This window comes from Mesorhizobium neociceri (assembly GCF_013520985.1).
GTDB classification, from domain to species: domain Bacteria; phylum Pseudomonadota; class Alphaproteobacteria; order Rhizobiales; family Rhizobiaceae; genus Mesorhizobium; species Mesorhizobium neociceri.
Window position 1 is genome coordinate 649,002 of sequence record NZ_JACDTY010000002.1, and the last position, 18,036, is coordinate 667,037.

Consider the following 18,036-nt stretch of genomic DNA (forward strand, 5'->3'; position numbering starts at 1 on the left):
TTCAGCTCCCCCTGTAGGTCGAGTAGCCATAGGGAGAGATAAGCAGTGGCACATGATAGTGCACTGTTGCAGCCATGCCGAAGCGGATCGGCACGGTATCGAGGAAGGCCGGTTTCGGCAGGTTTGTTCCCTGGCCGCGCAGATAGTCGCCGGCCGCGAAGATCAGTTCGTACTCGCCGGTGCGAAATTCCGCGCCTGCCAGCAGCGGCGCATCGCAGCGTCCGTCGGCATTCGTAACAACGGTCTTCAGATGTGTCCGAGCCTCGCCGTCGAGGTGATAAAGCGCGATCGACAGGCCCGCCGCCGGCTTGCCGGTCGCGGTGTCGAGCACATGCGTCGTCAGACGTCCGCCATCGGCTTTCGACGTTTCTGCCACCGGCGCCTCCCATCTCGGTACAATTGAACAAAGCAATGAATTGTGCGCCAATTAAAGGCGATGCATAAGTCCCGGTCGAGCGGAGCGGCACAAAAACACTTTCAAAAATTTCGGGGGAATGCGCAGGCAGTCCTTTCGACTATCCTGATGACAACTTCCGGCAGCGTCCGGCAGGAGGGGCAATGCGTTACTCTAGAGACATGCGCGGCTACGGAGCCAATCCGCCGGATCCGAAATGGCCGGGCGGTGCGCATGTAGCCGTCCAATTCGTCGTCAACTACGAGGAAGGCGGCGAGAACTGCGTGCTGCACGGCGACAAGGCTTCGGAAGCCTTCCTGTCGGAGATCGTCGGCGCGGCGCCTTGGATCGGCCAGCGCCACTGGAATATGGAATCGATCTACGAATATGGCGCGCGGGCCGGCTTCTGGCGGCTGCTGCGCCTGTTCAGCGAGGCCGATGTGCCAGTGACCTGCTACGGCGTCGCCACAGCCCTTGCCCGTTCGCCCGACCAGGTCGCGGCGATGCAGGAGGCTGGCTGGGAAATGGCCTCGCACGGCCTGAAATGGATCGACTACCGCGACCACAGCGCCGAGGATGAGCGCCGCGACCTGGAAGCGGCGATCAAACTGCATTACGAGGTGACCGGGCAGCGCCCGACCGGCTGGTACACCGGCCGCACCTCGGTCAACACGGTGCGGCTGGTCGCCGAAGAAGGCGGTTTCGACTATGTGTCGGACACTTATGACGACGAACTGCCCTACTGGTTCGAGCACAGTGGCGGCACGCAACTCGTCATCCCCTACACGCTCGACGCCAACGACATGCGCTTCGCCACGCCGCAAGGCTTCAATTCGGGCGACCAGTTCTTTGCTTACCTCAAGGACAGTTTCGACACGCTCTATGCCGAGGGCAAAGCGGGCCGGCCGCGCATGATGAATATCGGCCTGCATTGCCGCCTCGTCGGACGTCCCGGCCGGGTGGCGGCGCTGAAGCGCTTCGTCGACTATGTCAAATCGCACGATAAGGTGTGGCTGGCACGGCGCATCGATATCGCCCGGCACTGGCAGGAGACCCATCCCTACAAGCCGGCGGCGCTCAAGCCGTCAAAGATGGAGTTCGAGACCTTCGTCCACACATTCGGCGGCGTGTTCGAACATTCGCCCTGGATTGCCGAGCGCGCCTATGAGCTGGAGCTCGGGCCTGCGCATGACAGCGCTGGCGGCCTGCACAATGCGCTCTGCCGCGTCTTCCGCGCCGCCAGCGAGAGCGAACGGCTCGGCGTGCTCAACGCCCATCCCGATCTCGCCGGCAAACTGGCCAAGGCGCGGCGGCTGACGGCGGAATCGACCCGCGAGCAGGCCTCGGCCGGCCTCGATGCGCTGACCGACAAGGAGCGCGAGCTGTTTTCCAAGCTCAACGCCGCTTACGTCACCACTTTCGGCTTCCCCTTCATCATCGCGGTGCGGGGCAAGGCCAAGGAGGAAATCCTCGCCGAGTTCGAGGCACGCATCGGCAACAGCCGTGGCGTCGAACTCGATACCGCCTGCAAACAGGTCGAGCGCATCGCGCTGCTCCGCCTGAAAGACATGCTCCCGCTCTAATACTGAGGGTCAGGACCCAATGGATATGATCAAGACTGACCAGAAAACCTATTATGCCCCGCATGGCGGCCATCCCGGCCAGAACGAACTTTTGACCGGCCGTGCGGTCTTCACCGAAGCCTATGCCGTCATCCCCAAAGGGGTGATGCAGGACATCGTCACCAGCCCCCTGCCGTTCTGGGACAAGACCAGGGCCTGGATTATCGCAAGGCCGCTGTCGGGCTTTGCCGAGACATTTTCACAGTACATAGTCGAGGTTTTGCCTGGCGGTGGCAGCGACCGGCCGGAGCCGGACGACGGCGCCGAGGGCGTGCTGTTCGTGGTCGAGGGCGAGTTGACCGTTTCGCTGGCCGGCAAGAAACACGCGCTTCAAGCCGGCGGCTTCGCCTTCCTGCCGCCGGCCAGCGGCTGGACGGTGCGCAACGAAGGTCGCGATGCCGTGCGCTTCCACTGGATCAGGAAGGCCTATGAGGCCGTCGACGGCATCGACGCGCCGGAGGCCTTGTTCAGCAGCGACCAGCAAGTGGCGCCGACGCCGATGGCCGGCACCGAGGGGCGCTGGGCGACGACGCGCTTCGTCGATCCGGCCGACATGCGCCATGACATGCATGTCACCATTGTCACGCTCGAACCCGGCGCCGTCATCCCGTTTGCCGAGACGCATGTGATGGAACACGGGCTCTATGTGCTGGAGGGCAAGGCAGTCTACCGTCTCAACCAGGACTGGGTCGAGGTCGAGGCCGGTGATTTCATGTGGCTGCGCGCCTTCTGCCCGCAGGCCTGCTACGCCGGCGGCCCCGGCAAATTCCGCTATCTGCTCTACAAGGACGTCAACCGGCACGCCAAGCTCGGCGGGGCGGGCATTGGCGGCCGCGGGCGGTGATCCGCATCACAGCACAGAAGCTGACCCGCGAAAGCTTTGCCGGCTTCGGCGATGTTATCGACATGGGCGGCGACAACCACTACCCGATCAATGGCGGCAAGGCAGAGCGCTACCACGATCTCGCCACGGCTGACGCCGCGGGACCGAATGCCCGCGTGCTGATCTCGATGGTGCGTGGCACGCCTTACGAACTGCCGCTGAAGCTGACCATGGTCGAGCGCCATCCGTTCGGCAGCCAGGCCTTCATCCCGCAGTCGCCGCGGCCGTTCCTGATCGTCGTCTGCCATGACGGCAAGGATGGTCCGGGCGAACCGCACGCGTTCATCACCGCGCCCGGCCAAGGCATCAACTATCCGCGCAATCTCTGGCACGGCGTGCTGACACCGCTCGGCGAAGCCCAGGATTTCGTCATTGTCGACCGTGGCGGCGATGGCTCCAACCTCGAAGAATTCCATTTTTCGCACCCCTACGAGATCCATCTCCCCGACGAGAATTGAGTAAAATGACCGACATATCGCTGATCGACCGCCTGCTCGACGTTATCGAGCACGACATTGTGCCGAAGACGGCTGACGGCGTTGCCCATGGCAACAAGCTGTTCGGCGCCGCGATCCTGCGGAAGGGCGACCATTCCCTGGTACTGGCCGAAACCAACAATGAGATGGAAAACCCGCTCTGGCATGGCGAAGTGCACTGCCTGAAGCGTTTTTATGAAATGCCCAGGGCCGCGCGTGTCGACACCAAGGATGCCATCTTCATCGCCACGCACGAGCCTTGCTCGCTCTGCCTGTCGGCGATCACCTGGACCGGCTTCGACAATTTCTACTACCTCTTCAGCCACGAAGATTCGCGCGACAGCTTTGCCATCCCGCACGATCTGAAGATCCTGAAAGAGGTCTTCACCCTCGACCCCGGCGGCTACAATGCCGAGAACGCCTATTGGAAGAGTTTTTCCATACGCAGGCTGGTGCGGGCTTTGCCCGAGGCCGAGCGCGGCCGGTTGGAGGCGCGCATCGGTAAGATCTCGGCGCGCTACGATGAACTGTCCGGCGCTTATCAGGACAGCAAGGCCGAGAACGATATCCCTCTGAACTGAGGTCGTGAGGCAGGCACTGGCCAGGTCGCATTTTTCGCTGCTCCAGTCGCGAATGGCGATTGAAAGTCGCGGGCTGGCGGGGCGTTATGCCAGCCCATGAAAACCGTCACCGAATTTCCCCGCCAGGTCGTCGAATTCCCCGACATGGGCATCGTCATGCCGGATGGCTGCCGGCTGTCGGCGCGGGTGTGGATGCCGGAGGATGCGGGCGATGATCCGGTGCCGGCGATCCTCGAGCATCTGCCCTACCGCAAGCGCGACGGCACCATCTTTCGCGATCAGCTGACGCATCCCTATTTCGCCGGCCATGGCTACGCCTCGATCCGCGTCGACATGCGCGGCAATGGCGATTCCGAAGGGCTGATGGACGACGAATATTCCGAGCAGGAATTGCAGGATGCCTGCGATGTCATCGCCTGGGCGGCAAGCCAGCCTTGGTGCAACGGCAGCGTCGGCATGATGGGCATCTCCTGGGGCGGCTTCAACTGCCTGCAGGTGGCGGCCAAACAGCCGCCGGCGCTGAAGGCTGTCATCAGCCTGTGTTCGACCGTCGACCGCTATGCCGACGACATCCATTACAAGGGCGGCTGCCTGCTGACCGAGAATTTCGGCTGGGCTTCGACCATGCTGTCCTACTCGTCGCGGCCACCGGATCCGCTGATTGCCGGCGACAACCGCTGGCGCGATCTGTGGCTGACACGGCTGGAGAACCAGTCTTTCCTTTTGCCGCTCTGGCTCAGCCATCAGCATCGCGACGCCTACTGGAAACGCGGTTCGATCTGCGAGGATTTTTCCGCTGTCAAAGCGGCAGTGCTGTCGATCGGCGGCTGGCATGACGGCTACCGCAACACGATCTCGCACCTGGTCACCAACATCCAGGCGCCGGTGAAGGGCATTGTCGGGCCGTGGATCCACAAATACCCGCACTATGCCGGACCAAAACCCGCCATCGGCTTCCTGCAGGAAGCGCTGCGCTGGTGGGACCGCTGGCTGAAGGGCGTAGACACCGGCGTCGAGGCCGACCCGGACTACCGCGCCTATGTGATGGACAGTGTGCGGCCGTCGCGCTGGCACCCCGCGCGGCCGGGCCGCTGGGTCGCCGAACAGGAATGGCCGTCACCCAACATCAAGGTCGAGGCGATCGAACTCATCGCTGCCGGCGCCCAGCCCGCGATCGTCGCTTCGCCGCAAAGCTGCGGGCTCGCCGGCGGCGAATATTTTCCCTTCACCTTTGGTCCGGAACTGCCGGGCGACCAGCGCCCCGACGACGCACTGTCGGTCTGTTTCGACCAGCCACCGCTCGCTGAAGCCATCGACATCGTCGGCGCGCCGGAGCTTCTCATCCGGGTATCGTCGGATCGGCCACAGGCAAACATTGCGGTACGGCTGTGCGACGTGCATCCCGACGGCGCCTCGGAGCTGATCTCCTACGGCGTGCTCAACCTGACGCATCGCAACTCGCACGAATCCCCGGAAGCATTAGTGCCCGACGAGACCGTTTCGGCGCGCGTTATCCTCGACCAATGCGCCTACCGCGTTCCGGCCGGACACCGCCTGCGCATCGCAGTGTCCAACGCCTACTGGCCGATGATCTGGCCGTCGCCCGAGCCGGTGCGGCTCGACCTTTCGGCGGCGACGCTGAGGCTGCCGTTGCGCCCATTGGCAAAAGGCAACGAGGTCTCATTCCAGGCCCCTGAAGGCGCTACGCCCTGGGCAACCGGGACTGTCCGGGCGGCGAATTCCGAGCGCCATGTCGGTCGCGACGAGAAGACCGGCATCGTCACGCTGTCGATCACGGACGATTTCGGCGCGGTGCGCGACCTCGCGCATGGGCTGGCCAATGGCAGCATTGCCCGCGAGACGTGGGCGATCCACCCCGACGACCCGCTGTCGGCCTCGGGCAAAACCCACTGGACGCAGACCCTGTCGCGAAAGGGATGGTCGGTGCGCACCGAGACATCGGCCGAAATGCGCTGCGATGCGCAAAACTTCATCGTCAACGCCAGAATTGAAGCCTATGAGGGCGGAACGCTGGTTTTCGAGCGCGATTTCGAAGAGACGATCCCGCGCGCGCTACTCTGAGCGCAAATCCGACTGGTCCAGTTGCGACGTGCGATTTACGCCACGGCATGTCGCATTCGGTCTTGCTTACGGCTTTGCCTTCCGGTCAATATCCCTTTGGTAACAACAAACAAAAAAACGACCACAAGGTCGAACCAACAGAGTGAGGAACTCAAATGTCTAACGAACTCGAATATCTGAGCCGGCGCGTTGCGTCCGGCAAGCTGAGCCGTCGCGATTTTCTCGGCCGGGCGGCAGCGCTCGGCGTGGCCGCGCCCTTCGCCAACTCACTGCTCTCAAGCGCTGCGCGCGCGGCAGGTCCGGTCAAGGGCGGCACGCTGAAGGCCGGTCTGGTCGGCGGCCAGTCCACTGACAGCCTCGATCCGGCACTGATGATGACCCAGGTGCCGTTCGCCTTCGCCAAGATGTGGGGCGAAATGATCGTCGAGCTTTCTCCGGAAGGCAAACTCGAGAACCGCATTGCCGAGGAGATCGGTGCGTCGGATGACGCCAAGACCTGGACACTGAAAATCCGTGACGGTGTCGAGTTCCACAATGGCAAGACGGTGACCGCCGAGGACGTGGCTGCCACGCTCGAGCGTCATTCGGACGAGAAGTCGAAGTCCGGCGCGCTGGGCTACATGAAGGGCATCGAGACGATCAAGGCCAGCGGCAAGGAAGTCGTGCTGACGCTGAAGGAAGCCAATGCCGACCTTCCCTACCTGCTCAGCGACTATCATTTGATCGTCCAGCCCAATGGCGGCAAAGACAAGGCCGATGCCGGCATCTCGGCCGGCCCCTACAAGATCACCACCAACGAGCCGGGCGTGCGCCATGGCGGTGAGCGCTTCGCCAACTACTGGCAAGGCGACAAGATGGGCCATGCTGACCAGGTCGAGGTTATCGTCATCAACGACGCGACGGCGCGCACGGCGGCCTTGCAGGGCGGCCAGGTGAACATGATCAACCGCGTCGAGCCGAAGATCGTCGACCTGATCAAGCGTCTGCCCGGCGTCACCATCCGCAACCACGCCGGCCCCGGCCACTACGTCTTCATCATGCACTGCAACACGGCGCCCTTCGACAACAACGATCTGCGCATGGCGCTGAAGCTGGCGATCGATCGCGAGGAGATGCTGGACAAGATCCTGCGCGGCTATGGTTCGCTCGGCAACGATTTCCCGATCAATTCGGCCTACCCGTTGTTTTCCGACGATATCGAGCAGCGCAAATACGATCCCGACAAGGCCAAGTTCCACTTCAAGAAGTCGGGCCATGACGGCGCCATCCTGCTGCGCACATCGGACGTCGCCTTCCCGGGCGCCGTCGATGCGGCGCAGCTCTATCAGCAGAGCGCGGCCAAGGCCGGCATCACGCTGGAGATCAAGCGCGAACCCGGCGATGGCTACTGGTCGGAAGTCTGGAACAAGCAGCCCTTCTCCGCCTCCTACTGGGGGGGTCGCTCGACGCAGGACCAGATGTACTCGACCGCCTATCTGTCGACGGCCGAGTGGAACGACACGCGTTTCCTGCGTCCGGATTTTGACAAGATGGTGCTGGCGGCACGCGGCGAGCTCGACGAGGCCAAGCGCAAAGCTATGTATCGAGACATGGCGATGCTCGTCCGCGACGAAGGCGGTCTCATCCTGCCGATGTTCAATCAGTTCATCGACGCGACGGGCGCCAAGGTCGCCGGTTGGGTGGACGATCCGCATCAGGAGCTGATGAACGGATACGCTCTGGCCAAGTGCTGGCTCGAAGCCTGAGCCGGCCTTGCGGATATGTCCTCACCCATCCTGAAACTAATTGCCCAGCGCATTGCGCTGGGCATCGTTCTCCTGTTGGCCGTTTCGGTCCTGATCTTCGCCGGCACCCAGATCCTGCCCGGCGATGTTGCACAAGCCATTCTCGGACAATCTGCGACGCCGGTATCGCTCGCCAATCTGCGCGAGCAGCTGGGTCTCAACGACCCGGCCTATCTCAGATATTTCCGCTGGCTCGGCGGCGTCGTGACCGGCGATCTCGGCACCGCGATGTCGAGCGGCCAGGATATTGCAACGTCGATCAGCGGACGGTTGTGGAACACGCTGTTCCTCGCTTTCTGGGCGGCGGTCGTCGCCGTGCCGCTGGCGATCATCCTCGGCCTGATCGCGGTGCGTTATCGCAATGGCTGGGTCGACAAGCTGATCTCGGGGCTGGCGCTCGCCTCGACGTCGTTTCCCGAATTCTTCATCGGCTATGTGCTCGTCTATTTCTTCGCCGTGAAGTGGCAGATCTTTCCCGGCATCTCCACCGTCTATGAGGGGATGCCGTTCCTCGAACGCATGCAGGCGATCGCGTTGCCGGCGACGGCTCTGACGCTGGTGGTGCTTGCCCACATGATGCGCATGACGCGCGCTGCGATCCTCAATGTCATGCAGTCGGCCTATGTCGAGACGGCGGAGCTGAAAGGCCTGTCGGCGTTCAATGTCATTCGCAGGCATGCCTTTCCCAACGCCATCGCGCCGATCATCAACGTCGTCATGCTCAACCTCGCCTACCTGATCGTCGGCGTCGTGGTGGTCGAAGTGATCTTCGTCTATCCGGGCATGGGGCAATATCTCGTCGACCACGTCACCAAGCGCGACGTGCCCGTCGTGCAGGCGGTCGGCCTGATCTTTGCCGCCGTCTACATCAGCCTGAACATCATTGCGGACATTGCGGCAATCGTCGCCAATCCGCGTCTCAGACATCCGAAATAGGGGGCGGGTATGCTCGATATCAAACGCATCCCGATCCCCGCGCTGATCGGCATCGTGCTGACGTCACTGTTCGTGCTGGCGGCGATCTTCGCGCCCTTCATCGCGCCACACGGCAATGGCGAAATCATCGGTGACGTCTGGGAACCGATGTCATCCGCACATTGGCTCGGCACCGACAATCTCGGCCGTGACCTGCTGTCGCGCATGATCTACGGCGCCCGCATCACGCTGTTCATCGCCGTGCTGGCCACCGCGCTGTCGTTCTCGCTCGGCGCCATACTCGGCTTTTCGGCGGCGGTTTTCGGCGGCTGGTACGACACGCTGCTGTCGCGGCTTGTCGATCTCCTGATGTCGATCCCGACGCTGATCATGGGCCTCGTCGTGCTTTCGGTGCTGCCGACCAATCTGGTGACGCTGATCCTGGTGATGGGCATTCTCGACTCGACCCGCGTCTATCGCCTGTCGCGAGCGGTGGCCGTCGACATCAACGTCATGGACTATGTCGAGGCCGCCAAATTGCGCGGCGAAGGCAGCGGCTGGATCATCTTCCGCGAGATCCTGCCCAATGCCCTGTCGCCGCTGGTCTCCGAACTCGGCCTGCGCTTCATCTATGCCGTGCTGTTCCTGTCGACGCTGTCCTTCCTCGGCCTTGGCGTGCAGCCGCCGGATGCCGACTGGGGCGGCATGGTCAAGGAAAACAAGGATGGCATCGTCTTCGGTATTGGTGCTGCCCTCATTCCGGCAGCGGCGATCGCGATGCTGGCGATTTCGGTCAATCTGGTCGCCGACTGGGTGCTCAACCGCACGACAAGCCTGAAGGGAGGACGCGGGTGATGGCTGACCAGCAGAAGAAATCCGTGCTGCTCGACATCCGCAACCTGCGTATCGAGGCAACGGTGTACCCGCCCGGCGAGCCGCCGAAGAACATCGTGCTCGTCCACGACGTGTCGCTGACGCTCGAAAAGGGCAAGGTGCTCGGCCTGATCGGCGAGTCCGGCGCCGGCAAGTCGACCATCGGCCTGTCGTCGATGGGCTATGGCCGCGGCGGCGTGCGCATCACCGGCGGCGAGGTCATCCTCAACGGCCGCGATATCCTCAAGGGCGGCAAGGAGGGTTTCCGCAAGCTGCGCGGCCGCGAGGTCTGCTATGTCGCGCAATCGGCGGCTGCCGCCTTCAACCCGGCGCACAAGCTTATGGACCAGGTGGTGGAAGCCACGCTGCTGCACGGCACGGCGACACGGGCCGAGGCCGAAAAACGCGCCGTCGCGCTGTTCAAGAAGCTCAGCCTGCCGAACCCCGAAACCATCGGCGAACGCTTCCCGCACCAGGTCTCCGGCGGCCAGCTGCAGCGGGTCATGACGGCGATGGCGCTGTGTTCCGAACCCGATCTGATCGTTTTCGACGAACCGACCACGGCGCTCGACGTGACGACGCAGATCGACGTGCTGGCGGCGATCAAGGACGCCATCCGCGATACCCATGTGGCGGCGCTCTACATCACCCACGACCTTGCCGTCGTTGCCCAGGTGTCGGACGAGATCATGGTGCTGCGCCATGGCCGGCTGGTCGAATGGGGCGGCACCCGCCAGATCATCAAGGAACCACGCCAGGAATACACCAATGCGCTGGTGTCGGTGCACGAGATCGAGCACCACGAGCAGAAGCCCGGCACGACCCCGTTCCTGTCGGTCAAGAACGTCACCGCCGCCTATGGCCGCAGCCATATCAAGGTGTTGAAGAACGTCTCCGTCGACATCTATCCGGGCCAGACGCTGGCCGTGGTCGGCGAGTCCGGCTCCGGCAAGTCGACGCTGGCGCGCGCCATCACCGGGCTTTTGCCACCCGAAGAGGGAACCGTCACCTTCGACGGGCGGCCGCTGGCCAACCGGCTTGCCGACCGGCCGAAGGAGGATCTGCGGCAGTTGCAGATGATCTACCAGATGGCCGACGTGGCGATGAACCCGCGCCAGACGGTCGGCACCATCATCGGCCGGCCGCTCGAATTCTATTTCGGCATACGCGGCCGCGAACGTGACAAGCGCGTCGCCGAACTGCTCGACAAGATCGAGATGGGCAAGGGCTTTTCCGACCGCTACCCGGCCGAGCTCTCCGGCGGCCAGAAGCAGCGCGTCTGCATCGCCCGCTCGCTCGCTGCCAAGCCGAAGCTGATCATCTGCGACGAGGTGACCTCGGCGCTCGACCCGCTGGTGGCAAACGGCATCCTCAAACTGCTGCTCGAGCTGCAGAAGGAGGAAAACGTCGCCTATCTGTTCATCACCCATGACCTGGCGACCGTGAAGTCGATCGCCGATTCGATCGCGGTGATGTATCGCGGCGAGGTGGTGCGCTATGGCGCCAAGAGCAAGGTGCTGACACCGCCCTTCGACGCCTATACCGACCTGCTCCTGTCCTCCGTTCCGGAGATGGAGATCGGCTGGCTGGAGAAGGCGATCAAGGGACGGCGCATGGCGAGCGCGGGCAACTAGCCCGGGGATAAACACTGCCGCCGTCATCCGGCTGCAATGCTGAACGAAAAAGATCGGCGCGAGCGGACACGGCTCGCGCGGCTGAACGCCTAGCATTCAGCTGACGCTAACAAACGCCGCGTGCCCGAAACGGCACACGGCGTCCTGATTTCAAACTGCCAACTTCATAGAGCCGGCCATGGCGCTCAAGACCAAGCTTCTCCTCATCGTCCTCGATGGCGTGCCCTACCGGAACTGGCGCCGGCTGATGGGCAATCTCGAGGGCTGGGTGCAGTCGGGCGAGGCGCAGGTATGGAAGATGCGCTCGGTGCTGCCGTCGACCTCGGCCTGCTGCTATGCCTCGATCCACACCGGGGTTTCGCCGCAAGTGCACGGCATTCTCTCAAACGAGAACCGCTTCCTTGTCACACAACCGGATATCTTCTCCGAGGTCAGCAAGGCCGGCGGCAAGACCGGCGCGGTGACGCACTCCTACTGGTCGGAATTCTTCCGCTCCTATCCGTTCGACCTGGTCGAGGACATGGAGTTCGATGAGCCGGACGGGCCGATCACGCATGGCCGCTTCCACACCATGACCGGCTACAATTTGCGCAACCAGATGACACCGAGCGATGTCGACCTGTTTGCGACGCTGACCATGCTGACCAGGCGCCACGGCATCGATTACGGCATCCTGCACACCTGCACGCTGGATTCGATGGGCCACCGTTTCGGCCACGACTGCCACGAGATGGACCATGCCGTCTACGCGATGGACGGCATGCTGGCCGCCTTCCTGCCAGTCTGGCGGCAAGCCGGCTATGAGGTGATCGTTACCGCAGATCACGGCCAGACCGACCGTGGCCATCATGGCGGCCACGACGACGAAATGCAGGATTTCGCACTGTATTATTTCGGGTCAGGCAAAGGGCCGGAGGCCGACACGCCGCTCGACCAGCTGCAGCTGGCCCCGACGGTGCTGAAGCGGCTGGGCGTGGCGGTGCCGGAGACGATGAAGGCGAAGCCGTTTTTGGATTGATGTGAGTGCAGAGCCCTTACCTTCTCCCCTTGTGGGAGAAGGTGGCCTCGCGAAGCGAGGTCGGATGAGGGGTGTTTCAGGGAACGCCAACGCCTCATTTCGCTGGAACACCCCTCATCCGTCTCGGCGCTGCGCGCCGATCCACCTTCTCCCACAAGGGGAGAAGGGAAAAAGGCGCACCACTGGCAACACTCACCTTCTTCGGTTAGCTTCGCCAAAATTCCTTGGCGGAAGGATGAACCTTTTTGGACCGATCGGCGACAGAGCAGACAGGAGCCAGGCGGCTCGACCGGCCATGACGGCAGCGACAGAGACTGATCGCGCGCTTGTCGACCGGGTCGCGAAGGGCGACCGTGCCGCTGTTCGGCTGCTGTTCATGCGTCATCACGCGCGGGTCTACCGCTTTGTGGTGCGCCAGACGGGATCGGAAATGATGGCCGACGATATCGCAAACGAGGTTTTTCTTGAGCTGTGGCGCCAGGCGCCCGGCTTCGAAGGGCGCTCGGAAGTCTCGACATGGCTGCTCGGCATCGCCCGCTTCAAGGCGCTGTCGATGCTGCGCAAAAAAAAGGAAGACTGGATCGACGACGACGATGCGGCGCAGGTTCCCGACAGCGCCGACACACCGGAAGTCGCCACCATGAAGGAAGACAAAGGCGCCGCCTTGCGCCGCTTCGTCGATGCCTTGCCGGAAGAACACCGCTCAGTGATCGACCTTGCCTATTACCATGGACAGTCGGTGACAGAGATCGGCGAGGTGCTCAACATCCCGGTCGCCACCGTCAAGACCCGAATGTTCTACGCCCGCAAGAAACTCGGCGAAGCTCTCAAGGCCGCCGGTTACGACAGGGGGTGGCCATGAGTGCCGCTGACAAGATGTCGCGCCGCGACGAAATGGAAACGCTGCTGCCGTTCTACCTGAACGGCTCGCTGGAGGGCTCCGACCTCGAAGCCGTCGAGGAATGGCTGGCCACCGATCCGGCCGCGATGGCCGCGCTTGGCGAGGCCGAGGCTGAATTCTCCGGCACGACTGCCGCCAACGAGGCGATCCGGCCGCCGGCCGATGCGCTCAGCCGCTTTGCCAAGGCGCTCGACGCCGAGGCCGGGCCGGTGCGCGCGCCGGCGGGCCGTTCCTGGCTGGCGCAGGCGCTCGGCCGTTTCACGGCGATGCCGGCCACCGTCGGCTGGGCGGCAGCCGCTGTCTTGCTGGCGCTGGTGGTGGTGCAGTCCTATGTGCACACCGGCGGCAAGGGCAATGATTTCGAGATTGCCGGGGCCGAGGACGATCTGGCTAAACTGCCGTTCGCGCTGGTCAAGTTCAAGCCGGACGCGAAGATGTCCGACATCGCCGTCTTCCTCGACCAGAACGGATTGAAGATCGCCGGTGGGCCGACCGCCTCGGGTGTCTTCCGCATTGCCATCCCGGCCAAGACCGGAGCAGACTACACCAAGCTCGTCGGCCTTATTGCCGCCCAGCCTTTCGCGGAGACTGTGATCGAGGGAAGGAAACCGGTTGATGGCGGCTAAGGCGGTCCTTCGATTTGCGGCATTCCTTGCGGCGGCGATGACAATCGCCGCCGTGCCCGCGTCCGCCCAGACCAACGACCCCAATACCGGCCGCACAAAAGTCGACTGCACAGACGCGGCCGGTGCGGCGGCTGCCGACTGCCCCAAGGACGACAGTGGTGCAAATAGCGGAGCGGGCGGTGGCCAGGGCGCCGTTGTCCTTCCGGCCTTGATCGTCGATCTGTTTCCCAATCCGCCTGCATCGGCGGCGCCCGTGCCGACGCCACGGCCGTCAGCGCCGCCTGCCGATACGCAGGCCGGACCACCGGCCGGCGGGCCGATCGTTTCGCCGACCGATCTTGTCGCGACTGAACCGCGTCGCGCCGTCGCCGGCGATTTCGTGCCTGACGAGGTGCTGGTGACTGTCGATGGCGACGCCGGCGCCGTCCAGCAGATCGCCGCCTCCTTCGGCCTTGAAGTGCGCTCGCAGCGCCAGTCGCGGCTGCTCGGCACCACTTTGGTGCGCTTCGGCATTCCCGACGGCCGCCCGGTCGGCACCGTGCTGGCGCAACTGGCCGCCGACGGCCGCACCCAGCGCCGCGAGCCCAACCATCTCTATTCGCTGCAGCAGGCGGCCGGCATCGTCAATTATGCCTTCGAGCGCATCCAGCTCGACAACAAAAAGGCCAGCGGCGAAAACGTGCGCATCGCCGTCATCGACACCGGCATTGACGACACCAATCCGGCGCTGGCCGGCGTCATTGCCGACCAGTTCGACGCCATGCCCAACGTGCCGATCGAAAAGCGCGACCACGGCACCTCGGTCGACGGGCTGATCGCCGGCGTCGGCGCGCTCGAAGGCATGGCGCCCGGCGCCCGGATCTATCACGCCCGCGCCTTCGAGGACGGCAGGTCGACCATGGACGTCATCCTGTCGGCGCTCGACTGGGCAGCGGACCAGAATGTCAGCATCATCAATATGAGCTTTGTCGGCCCCAAGAACGAGCTGCTCGCCACCGCCTGCCGCAATGCGCGCGGGCTGGGCATCATTCTGGTTGCGGCGGCCGGCAACAACGGGCCGAAGGCGCCATATGGTTACCCCGCCGCCTATGACGGCGTCATCGCGGTCACGGCCACGGACGCCAAGGACGGGCTGATGCAGCAAGCCAATCGCGGCGCCTATGTCTTCATCTCCGCGCCCGGCGTCGAGATGGTGGCGCCAAGCGGCGCCGGCTCGGACGTGGTCACCGGCACCTCGTTTGCCGCCGCGATCGTCAGCGGCGCCATCGCCAACCTGATCCACGCCGCGCCCGAACGCTCGGCCGACGACATCGGGAAGGCGCTGGCGGAGACGGCCAGGGATCTCGGCCCGAAAGGGCGCGACAATGATTTCGGCTATGGGCTGCTGGACACCAAGGCGGCGGAAGCTGCGAAGGAGTAGCCGCGCTGGCTCAAGTCTCGGTTTGCCGAGGACGTACCAGAAAATAGATTGCCACGATGTGCGTGATCATCAGCAGCGGTACATAGATGACCGGGATCGCGTAGGTGCCGCCCAGCCACTCCGCGTGCGCGGGAAGGTCGACCTGTATGGCATGGTAATAGTCGACGACGATGTCGACAGTTCCCACGAGATTGAAGGCGACGACGAACAGCCCGAAGAGCGGCCTTATTCTCAATGTGAGAAGCGCCAGCATGGCCAGCACGCCGGTAGCGAAGTCGCCGTATGCGGCGAACACGGCGAAGCCGGCGGGCAAGTTGGGACTTACGACACCCGGAAGGATGAAGACCAGCCCGAAGAAGCGGAAGCTGTGTAAAGTTGCAATGGCACGATGCGCCGCGACCCGGTCCATCGACCTGAGCCACGGCAGAATGTACGCACTGAGGCAAAGCAGCCACGCGACATAGCCTAGAACGAGATGAATTTGGAACAGGACTTCCGTCGACATTTGGCCTCCCATCAACAGTTGGTTCACACGGCCTCGAACACCGCGGTCAGGACGCCGAGCCGGCCTTGCATGAGATTTCGTCCCAGGTTGGTCGAAAGCTCAGCGAAGTCCGGCCCCATCACCACGCCGAGATTTGGTGAAGGCGGCGGCCCGGATGCGCGCAGTTGCGCGAACCAGGCCTTGGCGGTCTCGGTGTCATCTTGCCATGCCAGCACGCGGAAGCCGGCCGGTTCGATCGTCTCGCCCGTCGCTTCGGCTGTGAGGAGGAAGCTCGTCGCCGGCGTTCGCGCCCAAGGCAGCGGATAGTGCGGCTCACCAATGACCGAGACGACGTCGAAGGTGGCAAACCTGCCGCCAGGCTTCAGCACGCGCCGGATCTCGCTGTAGAGCCGCGCCCGGTCGGAAATGTTCATCGCCACATGCTGCAGCAGCACGACGTCGAAACGGCCATCATCGAATGGTAGCCCCAGCGCGCTGGCAATCTGAAATGACAGCTGCCCGCTCTGTCCCGTCCGCTCGGTCAGATAGCGCGCGGCATCCACGAAAGGCTCGCTGAGGTCGACGCCGGTAACCAAGCAGCCATGGGTCGCAGCCAGAAAGCGCGCCGGCCCGCCGACGCCCGAACCGACGTCCAGAACCGACATGCCGGCCGCGATCCCCGCCAATTGGGCAAGCTCGGCGGTGGCAGCAAGTCCACGGGTGTGAAACTGGTCGACGGCACCCAATTGCTGGGGCGTGAGAAGCTGATCCTCCGGGCCGAGGGCAGCCAGTACCGTCTTCAGCCGCTCGGTCAGGCCAGTCGCGCGATAATGGTCGCGCACGCCATCAAGTTCATCGGTCATTGCAATATATCTCCTGGGCAAGATGTCTCCTAGCTTGCAGCTCTTACCTAAGCCCGCTTCCATAATTCGACCATCCGCTGTAATCAGAACAACCTATGAAGCAGCACTACACAATCCGGCACGGCGCCCTGGAGGGCGTGGAGGTGTTCCTGGCTGTCGCCAGGCGCCGCAACTTCCGCCGCGCCGCCGCCGATCTCGGTGTGACGCCGTCCGCGGTGAGCCAGGCGGTGCGCACGCTGGAAGCCCGCATGGGTGCGGCGCTGTTCGCCCGCACGACGCGGAGCGTCGGTCTGACCGAGGCCGGCCAGCGCTTCCTCGACCGCGCCGGCCCTGCCTTCGAGGAGATCGTCGCGGCCGGCGAGGCCGCGCGCGACGTCGGCCAACGGCCGACGGGGCTGCTGCGCCTATCGGTGCCCCGTTCCGTCGTGCCCTTGATCCTGGAGCCGATGATCGCGTCGTTCTGCCGGGCCTACCCGGAGATCGAACTGGAGATTGCCGCGAGCGACGAGATGGTCGATCTGGCGACCGGCGGCTTCGATGCCGGCATTCGCTTGGGCCAGTTCATCGCGTCCGACATGGTCGCGGTGCGACTTACGCCATCGTTCTCGTTTGTAGTTGTCGGCAGCCCCGACTATCTCGAGCGCCACGGCTGTCCCGAGCGTGTCGACGACTTGCGCCACCACGCCTGCTTGCGCTTGCGCCGCTCGAACGGCGCCATTGCGCCCTGGTCTTTCGCCGACGGCAACGAGGCGGTCGAGGCGATGGTCACAGGCCCGCTGATCGCGCACGACTATCCGACGTTGCTGGGGGCCGCTATGCAGGGCGTCGGGCTGGCGCAGACGCCTCGACCCGTCGCTGAAGGTTCGATCGCCGAGGGAAAACTCAAGCCGGTGCTGAAGGGTTTGGCCGCCGCGACGCCAGGCGTCTTCCTCTATCATCCCGGCAAGCGCCAGGTCCTGCCGAAACTGCGCGCTTTCATCGATCACCTCAAATCTGCGGGTTGAGGCAATGAATGGGTAGAAAGCGGCGGAAGCGGCGAAGAAGTGAGTAGTCTGACGGGGAAGATCACGGACGGAACCAAACCGCCAGAGGCTGAGTTTTTCTTCTAAATGAAGGAGAGCGAAATGCAGATACAAGGCGTTTATGCGGCCCTGACAACCAAGGATATGAAACGGGCTGAACAGTTTTATTCGATCCTGTTCGGGCGTGGGCCGGACGATCGTCCGATGGACAATCTCATCCAATGGCGCGACGTTGCTGGGGCCAACGTTCAACTCTTTCGCGACGAGACCAACGCCGGTCACGGCCGCTGCACTATTGTCGTTCCGCAAATGTCCGTTGCCCGGCAGGAACTCGCACGGGCGGGCTTGTCGATTGGGGACGAGAAGGCCGGCGAATTCGGGAAGATTGCACAGCTTAACGATCCCGATGGCAACCTGATCACCTTGGCGGAACCTCCTCAAAGTAGATTCCACTGATC

The 18,036-nt window shown here is 63.6% G+C and carries 18 protein-coding genes; 15 read left to right on the forward strand and 3 right to left on the reverse strand.

Annotated elements, in window-relative coordinates; translation table 11 throughout:
• Position 1: 1 nt before the first annotated feature.
• Positions 2 to 376 (reverse strand): hydroxyisourate hydrolase, encoded by a 375-nt coding sequence (uraH, locus tag H0241_RS07145; protein WP_181056687.1) that lies wholly within the window; start codon positions 374 to 376, stop codon positions 2 to 4.
• Positions 377 to 558: 182 nt separating this feature from the next.
• Between uraH and puuE the strand changes: the two genes are divergently transcribed.
• From puuE to H0241_RS07210, 13 genes are all read left to right on the forward strand, one after another.
• Positions 559 to 1,977, forward strand: a complete 1,419-nt coding sequence (gene puuE, locus H0241_RS07150) for an allantoinase PuuE (RefSeq protein ID WP_181056688.1) — start codon at positions 559 to 561, stop codon at positions 1,975 to 1,977.
• A gap of 25 nt (positions 1,978 to 2,002) precedes the next feature.
• A complete protein-coding gene (locus H0241_RS07155) occupies positions 2,003 to 2,860 on the forward strand; it encodes a bifunctional allantoicase/(S)-ureidoglycine aminohydrolase (RefSeq protein WP_407941726.1) in 858 nt (285 codons plus the stop codon).
• Entirely contained in the window at positions 2,857 to 3,357 is a 501-nt protein-coding gene (locus tag H0241_RS07160; protein WP_181056690.1) for an ureidoglycolate lyase, read from the forward strand. Before H0241_RS07155 ends, H0241_RS07160 begins: the two co-directional genes overlap by 4 nt.
• Positions 3,358 to 3,362: 5 nt before the next feature.
• Positions 3,363 to 3,956 carry a nucleoside deaminase gene (locus tag H0241_RS07165; RefSeq protein WP_181056691.1) on the forward strand — a complete coding sequence of 198 codons (594 nt, stop codon included), beginning with the start codon at positions 3,363 to 3,365 and terminating at the stop codon, positions 3,954 to 3,956.
• A gap of 96 nt (positions 3,957 to 4,052) precedes the next feature.
• Positions 4,053 to 6,038: a CocE/NonD family hydrolase gene (locus H0241_RS07170; protein ID WP_181056692.1), complete on the forward strand. Its 1,986-nt coding sequence runs from the start codon at positions 4,053 to 4,055 to the stop codon at positions 6,036 to 6,038.
• A gap of 155 nt (positions 6,039 to 6,193) precedes the next feature.
• On the forward strand, positions 6,194 to 7,783 hold the full coding sequence (locus H0241_RS07175) for an ABC transporter substrate-binding protein (RefSeq protein ID WP_181056693.1): 1,590 nt from the start codon (positions 6,194 to 6,196) through the stop codon (positions 7,781 to 7,783).
• Between the two features lie 15 nt (positions 7,784 to 7,798).
• Positions 7,799 to 8,758 carry an ABC transporter permease gene (locus H0241_RS07180; protein WP_181056694.1) on the forward strand — a complete coding sequence of 320 codons (960 nt, stop codon included), beginning with the start codon at positions 7,799 to 7,801 and terminating at the stop codon, positions 8,756 to 8,758.
• 9 nt (positions 8,759 to 8,767) lie between these two features.
• Entirely contained in the window at positions 8,768 to 9,592 is an 825-nt protein-coding gene (locus H0241_RS07185; RefSeq protein WP_181056695.1) for an ABC transporter permease, read from the forward strand.
• On the forward strand, positions 9,592 to 11,244 hold the full coding sequence (locus tag H0241_RS07190; protein ID WP_181056696.1) for an ABC transporter ATP-binding protein: 1,653 nt from the start codon (positions 9,592 to 9,594) through the stop codon (positions 11,242 to 11,244). Before H0241_RS07185 ends, H0241_RS07190 begins: the two co-directional genes overlap by 1 nt.
• Positions 11,245 to 11,422: 178 nt before the next feature.
• Positions 11,423 to 12,262, forward strand: a complete 840-nt coding sequence (locus tag H0241_RS07195; protein WP_181056697.1) for an alkaline phosphatase family protein — start codon at positions 11,423 to 11,425, stop codon at positions 12,260 to 12,262.
• 295 nt (positions 12,263 to 12,557) lie between these two features.
• On the forward strand, positions 12,558 to 13,124 hold the full coding sequence (locus H0241_RS07200; protein ID WP_181056698.1) for a sigma-70 family RNA polymerase sigma factor: 567 nt from the start codon (positions 12,558 to 12,560) through the stop codon (positions 13,122 to 13,124).
• Entirely contained in the window at positions 13,121 to 13,789 is a 669-nt protein-coding gene (locus tag H0241_RS07205; RefSeq protein WP_181056699.1) for an anti-sigma factor, read from the forward strand. The genes H0241_RS07200 and H0241_RS07205 overlap by 4 nt, the downstream gene beginning before the upstream one ends.
• On the forward strand, positions 13,779 to 15,209 hold the full coding sequence (locus tag H0241_RS07210; protein WP_181056700.1) for a S8 family serine peptidase: 1,431 nt from the start codon (positions 13,779 to 13,781) through the stop codon (positions 15,207 to 15,209). The genes H0241_RS07205 and H0241_RS07210 overlap by 11 nt, the downstream gene beginning before the upstream one ends.
• Positions 15,210 to 15,219: 10 nt before the next feature.
• Here H0241_RS07210 and H0241_RS07215 read toward each other — a convergent pair whose 3' ends face one another.
• Both H0241_RS07215 and H0241_RS07220 read right to left on the reverse strand, forming a co-directional pair.
• Positions 15,220 to 15,714, reverse strand: a complete 495-nt coding sequence (locus H0241_RS07215) for a hypothetical protein (RefSeq protein WP_181056701.1) — start codon at positions 15,712 to 15,714, stop codon at positions 15,220 to 15,222.
• A gap of 23 nt (positions 15,715 to 15,737) precedes the next feature.
• On the reverse strand, positions 15,738 to 16,556 hold the full coding sequence (locus tag H0241_RS07220) for a class I SAM-dependent methyltransferase (RefSeq protein ID WP_181056702.1): 819 nt from the start codon (positions 16,554 to 16,556) through the stop codon (positions 15,738 to 15,740).
• Between the two features lie 95 nt (positions 16,557 to 16,651).
• Here H0241_RS07220 and H0241_RS07225 point away from each other — a divergent pair, with 95 nt between their 5' ends.
• Together H0241_RS07225 and H0241_RS07230 are read left to right on the forward strand one after the other, a co-directional pair.
• Positions 16,652 to 17,560 (forward strand): LysR family transcriptional regulator, encoded by a 909-nt coding sequence (locus H0241_RS07225; RefSeq protein WP_181056703.1) that lies wholly within the window; start codon positions 16,652 to 16,654, stop codon positions 17,558 to 17,560.
• Positions 17,561 to 17,680: 120 nt separating this feature from the next.
• Positions 17,681 to 18,034, forward strand: a complete 354-nt coding sequence (locus H0241_RS07230) for a VOC family protein (RefSeq protein WP_181056704.1) — start codon at positions 17,681 to 17,683, stop codon at positions 18,032 to 18,034.
• The last annotated feature ends 2 nt before the right edge of the window (positions 18,035 to 18,036 follow it).

Excerpts from the sequence above, each read along its gene's own strand:
- puuE (WP_181056688.1), top strand. The coding sequence starts at position 559 with ATGCGTTACTCTAGAGACATGCGCGGCTACGGAGCCAATCCGCCGGAT.
- H0241_RS07155 (WP_407941726.1), top strand. The coding sequence starts at position 2,003 with ATGATCAAGACTGACCAGAAAACCTATTATGCCCCGCATGGCGGCCAT.
- H0241_RS07165 (WP_181056691.1), top strand. The coding sequence starts at position 3,363 with ATGACCGACATATCGCTGATCGACCGCCTGCTCGACGTTATCGAGCAC.
- H0241_RS07170 (WP_181056692.1), top strand. The coding sequence starts at position 4,053 with ATGAAAACCGTCACCGAATTTCCCCGCCAGGTCGTCGAATTCCCCGAC.
- H0241_RS07175 (WP_181056693.1), top strand. The coding sequence starts at position 6,194 with ATGTCTAACGAACTCGAATATCTGAGCCGGCGCGTTGCGTCCGGCAAG.
- H0241_RS07180 (WP_181056694.1), top strand. The coding sequence starts at position 7,799 with ATGTCCTCACCCATCCTGAAACTAATTGCCCAGCGCATTGCGCTGGGC.
- H0241_RS07185 (WP_181056695.1), top strand. The coding sequence starts at position 8,768 with ATGCTCGATATCAAACGCATCCCGATCCCCGCGCTGATCGGCATCGTG.
- H0241_RS07190 (WP_181056696.1), top strand. The coding sequence starts at position 9,592 with ATGGCTGACCAGCAGAAGAAATCCGTGCTGCTCGACATCCGCAACCTG.
- H0241_RS07195 (WP_181056697.1), top strand. The coding sequence starts at position 11,423 with ATGGCGCTCAAGACCAAGCTTCTCCTCATCGTCCTCGATGGCGTGCCC.
- H0241_RS07200 (WP_181056698.1), top strand. The coding sequence starts at position 12,558 with ATGACGGCAGCGACAGAGACTGATCGCGCGCTTGTCGACCGGGTCGCG.
- H0241_RS07205 (WP_181056699.1), top strand. The coding sequence starts at position 13,121 with ATGAGTGCCGCTGACAAGATGTCGCGCCGCGACGAAATGGAAACGCTG.
- H0241_RS07210 (WP_181056700.1), top strand. The coding sequence starts at position 13,779 with ATGGCGGCTAAGGCGGTCCTTCGATTTGCGGCATTCCTTGCGGCGGCG.
- H0241_RS07215 (WP_181056701.1), bottom strand. The coding sequence starts at position 15,714 with ATGTCGACGGAAGTCCTGTTCCAAATTCATCTCGTTCTAGGCTATGTC.
- H0241_RS07220 (WP_181056702.1), bottom strand. The coding sequence starts at position 16,556 with ATGACCGATGAACTTGATGGCGTGCGCGACCATTATCGCGCGACTGGC.
- H0241_RS07225 (WP_181056703.1), top strand. The coding sequence starts at position 16,652 with ATGAAGCAGCACTACACAATCCGGCACGGCGCCCTGGAGGGCGTGGAG.
- H0241_RS07230 (WP_181056704.1), top strand. The coding sequence starts at position 17,681 with ATGCAGATACAAGGCGTTTATGCGGCCCTGACAACCAAGGATATGAAA.